The organism is Mycobacterium sp. (assembly GCF_044370595.1).
Lineage (GTDB): Bacteria > Actinomycetota > Actinomycetes > Mycobacteriales > Mycobacteriaceae > Mycobacterium.
In genome coordinates this window covers 1-3,985 of record NZ_JBILVF010000220.1, presented here as the reverse complement: position 1 = coordinate 3,985, position 3,985 = coordinate 1, and the positions used below count along the sequence as shown (strand labels likewise).

Annotated in this window: 4 protein-coding genes and 3 pseudogenes; 5 read left to right on the top strand and 2 right to left on the bottom strand. The window is 64.6% G+C overall.

Annotated features, from left to right (window positions below; genetic code table 11):
* Positions 1-553: pseudogene (locus ADBZ5N_RS17840) on the bottom strand (excinuclease ABC subunit UvrA); the annotation flags it as partial.
* 46 nt (positions 554-599) lie between these two features.
* Here ADBZ5N_RS17840 and ADBZ5N_RS17835 point away from each other — a divergent pair.
* From ADBZ5N_RS17835 to ADBZ5N_RS17815, 5 genes and pseudogenes are all read left to right on the top strand, one after another.
* Complete coding sequence (locus ADBZ5N_RS17835; protein ID WP_526259756.1) at positions 600-1,277, top strand: MBL fold metallo-hydrolase; 678 nt, start codon at positions 600-602, stop codon at positions 1,275-1,277.
* Positions 1,274-2,323: an alcohol dehydrogenase catalytic domain-containing protein gene (locus ADBZ5N_RS17830; RefSeq protein WP_526259754.1), complete on the top strand. Its 1,050-nt coding sequence runs from the start codon at positions 1,274-1,276 to the stop codon at positions 2,321-2,323. The genes ADBZ5N_RS17835 and ADBZ5N_RS17830 overlap by 4 nt, the downstream gene beginning before the upstream one ends.
* A 21-nt stretch (positions 2,324-2,344) precedes the next feature.
* Positions 2,345-2,530: pseudogene (locus ADBZ5N_RS17825) on the top strand (MBL fold metallo-hydrolase); the annotation flags it as partial.
* A gap of 321 nt (positions 2,531-2,851) precedes the next feature.
* Positions 2,852-3,046, top strand: a pseudogene (locus tag ADBZ5N_RS17820) (IS3 family transposase); the annotation flags it as partial.
* A gap of 187 nt (positions 3,047-3,233) precedes the next feature.
* On the top strand, positions 3,234-3,446 hold the full coding sequence (locus tag ADBZ5N_RS17815) for an Rv1893 family protein (protein ID WP_526259752.1): 213 nt from the start codon (positions 3,234-3,236) through the stop codon (positions 3,444-3,446).
* Positions 3,447-3,503: 57 nt separating this feature from the next.
* Here the strand turns inward: ADBZ5N_RS17815 and ADBZ5N_RS17810 are convergent.
* A partial coding sequence (locus ADBZ5N_RS17810; protein WP_526259750.1) for a CorA family divalent cation transporter occupies positions 3,504-3,985 on the bottom strand: 482 nt, incomplete at its 5' end.

Sequence of the window (3,985 nt, the reverse complement as noted above, 5' to 3'; positions counted from 1 at the left end):
GGACCACGCCGTCGACCCGGACCCGGCTGTAGCCCTGGGTGTTGAGTTTGTCGAACAGGTCGACGAATTCGCCCTTGCGGGTGCGGACCACTGGGGCGAGAACCTGGAACTTGGTGCCCTCGGGCATCGCCAGCACCTGATCCACGATCTGCTGGGGGGTCTGCCGAGCGATCCGTTCGCCGCATACCGGGCAGTGCGGAGTGCCGGCCCGGGCATAGAGCAGACGCAGGTAGTCGTACACCTCGGTGATGGTGCCGACGGTGGACCGGGGGTTGCGGTTGGTGGACTTCTGGTCGATGGACACCGCCGGGGACAGGCCCTCGATGAAGTCGACGTCGGGCTTGTCCATCTGGCCCAGGAACTGCCGGGCATAGGCGCTGAGTGACTCCACGTAGCGTCGCTGCCCCTCGGCGAAGATGGTGTCGAAGGCCAGCGAGGACTTGCCCGACCCGGACAGGCCGGTGAAGACGATCAGGGCATCCCGGGGAAGGTCCAGGTCGATGCTGCGGAGGTTGTGTTCGCGCGCACCCTTGACGATCAACCGGTCGGCCACGCGCCCATGCTAAGCGTGGGTACCGACGACCACTAACGTGGGCATCATGACAGCCGTCGCCGACAACTACACCGGTCACGTCGAGACCCAGACCGCCGCCCGGCGCACCCTGCCGGGGGTGAGCATCATCAAGATGTCAGTGGGTCCGATGGATAACAACACCTACCTCGTGACCTGCGCGACAACCGGGGAATCGCTGCTGATCGACGCCGCCAACGACCCCGAACTGCTGGTCGATCTGGTCCGCGAGCAGGCCCCGAAACTGGCGCTGATCGTCACCACCCACCAGCACTTCGATCACTGGCAGGCGCTCGGGGCCGTCGCCGAGGCAACTGGCGCCCCTACCGCCGCCCACCAACTCGACGCCGAACCTTTGCCGATCCCCCCGGAGCGCTTCCTGGACGGCGGCGATGTGCTGAGCCTCGGCGATCTGACCTTCGACGTCATCCATCTACGCGGCCACACCCCCGGTTCGGTGGCGCTGGCGCTGCGGCCGGCCGGCGAGCGGACCGCGGTGCAGTTGTTCACCGGGGACTGCCTGTTCCCCGGCGGAGTCGGGAAGACCTGGGAGCCGGGCGCTTTCGAGCAACTGCTCGGCGACGTCACCAGCCGGGTCTTCGACGTCTACGGCGACGACACCGTGGTCTATCCCGGCCACGGCGACGACACCACCCTGGGCGAGGAGCGGCCGCAGCTGGCTGAGTGGCGAGAGCGCGGCTGGTGACTGGCGTGATCAAGGAATCTCGGGCCATCGGTGTCCACCATCACGGCGATGCCGACTCCCTCCTGAACGGCACCGTCGAGGTGGGCGCGCCGGGCCCGAGCGAGGTGCTGGTACGAACCACAGCACTGGGGATCAATCCGGCGGACATCTACTTCCGGTCAACACCGTGGGAGGAAATCGCGCGGTCGTTGCCGAAACAGATTCCCCCTCCCAGATCGCTGCGGGTTGTGGGTGCCGACTTCGCCGGGGTCATCGAATCCGTTGGCACCGAAGTCCGTGGCTGGTCGGTCGGCGATGAGGTTTTCGGCTCGGCTTCGGCCATGGCCGCGACCGGGGCATCGAGTGAGTACATCGTCGTCGATGCCCGCCTGCTCGCACCCCTACCGAAGACACTGAGCCCAGACCGAGCGGTGGCATGGCCGATGGTCGGAATCACCGCGTGGGAGTCGCTATTCGACGTCCTACGGATCAGGACGGACGGGACCGACAGCGGGGCTTCCTTGCTGGTCATCGGAGCCACCGGCGGAACCGGGTCGGCGGCAGTCCAACTGGCCAAGACACTGGCCGGCCTTTCCGTGACCGCAACGGCGGGGTCGGAGTCCGGCAGATCGTGGTGCTTGAGCCTCGGTGCCGACGCGGCCGTGGATCACCGCCGACCGCTGACAGACCAATTGCCGGACAGCACCTTCGACTTCATCGTGTGCTGTTCGTCGGCAGCGACTTACCTCGACACCATGTCGCAATTGATCGCCCCGTTCGGCCACATCTGTGCGGTGATGGCCGATCTCGATCCGGTGCCATTCGGCGGTCTGCGGCTGCGCTCGGCCAGCTTCGGAATGGAGTTCATGGGTCTGCGTTCGATGGGTCCGGAAATCGAGAAGCACGGCGCGATCCTCACCCGGATTTCGCATCTCATCGACGAGGGTCGGCTCGCCGACATCTCCAGTCAGCGGCTCCGCCCCATCAACGCCGACACCCTGCGTCACGCCCATAAAATGGCCGAACAGGGCGGCCAAGGCAAAGTGACGATCTCGCAATGGCCGTAGGAATACCGTCATCGGCAACCCCTCTTCCCCGGTGGAATCGGAAAGACCTGGGAGCCAAGAGCGTTCGAGCAACTACCCGGCGATGTGACCAGCCGGGTCATCGACGTATACGGCGACGAGACCGTGGTCTATCCCGGCCACGGCGACGACACCACCCTGGGCGAGGAGCGGCCGCAGCCGGCTGAGTGCCGAGAGCGCGGCTGGTAGTTCCCCCGGCTGCCGCCTGCGGGGACTTTCGCCTCTATGCCCACTTTGACTTGGGGGCCAAGGCTATAGCTGTAGCCATTTGGCTGCGGGGGTGTCGGCCAGGGAGAAGAAGCGGTGAAGCGCGATATCTTCAAATTTCTCTCAGGACTGTTTGCCGGGTTCGCTATCGAACATGCGGTGATCGCGATTTATCTGTCTGCGGGCATGTTCGATCTGCCTGAGTTCATGGGCAGGCAATGGCCCGATTGGTCTCCGTGGCTGGGGGCTGCTCTGTATGGGGCCATAAGCATCTGGCTGGGTCATCTCGGTTGGCGGAAGAAGGAAGCTGCGCAGGGTCTGCTGCAGAAAAACGTCCTAGATCGCCGGCACTGGAACACCCGAGAGGAACTGCGCATCGCGATTGTCACCTGGATCGAACGCACCTACCATCGCCGCCGCCGGCAGGTCGGCCTCGGACGGTTGACCCCGATCGAATTCGAAGCAATCATGACCGCACCGGCCGATCAGGCCGCGTGACTGAACGTGTCACCTGTTCGTGCAGCAGACCCAACCACGCCAGTATGAGCAGCCACCACGGTGAACCTCGGAGGACCGTCAAGGAGTCAACCGTAGGTCACGGGTAGCCGAAGCTCTCCGAGCCTGTTGCTGCGCGAGCGTCGGGGCTACTGTCAGAGAGAAATCCATGCCAGAACAGGAGAATACGATGGGCTTCGACCCCAAGAACGCCATCAACGCAGCCAAGGACATCGCCAGCCACGCCGTCGAGAAGGCAGCCGACATCGTCGAGGACGCTGGTCACATCGTCAAGGGTGATATCGCCGGCGGCGCCAGTGCGATCGTCGAAGACGCCACCGAGATCGCGACCCACGCGGTGGGCAAGGCCAAGGAAGCCTTCACCGGTAAAACCGAGGAGTAGCCGCCCATACGACACTGCGATTGAATTCCGCGGGAGCGCATGACGGGAAGAGCAGTCTCAGAGCCAGTCTCGGCGTTTGAATGCAAGGTAGAGGGCCACCGCAGTCAACACCGTCAACGCCGCACTGGTGACCGCGCCGGCCATGGCACCATATCCGGGATACGGCACGTTCTGGCCGTACCAGCCGGTGACGAGCGTGGGCACCGCGATGATGGCGGCCCACCCGGTGAGCTTTTTCATGATGGTGTTGAGCCGGGCATCCTGCAGGGACAGGTTTGTCTCGAACACCGTGGTCACCATGTCGCGCAGCGACTCAGTCCATTCAGCGGCCCTGATCACGTGGTCGTACAGATCCGAATACCAGCCCTCGAGTTCCCCGGCCTCCACCCCCGCCGCGGTGCGCCGCATCACCGTATTGACCACCTCGCGCATCGGCAGCACGATACGTCGCAGTTCGACGAGTTCCTTCCGTAACCGGTAGGTGTCCCGTTGCAGTACGCGGGTCTGGGACCGGTCGTCGAAGAGCCTGTCCTCCAAGG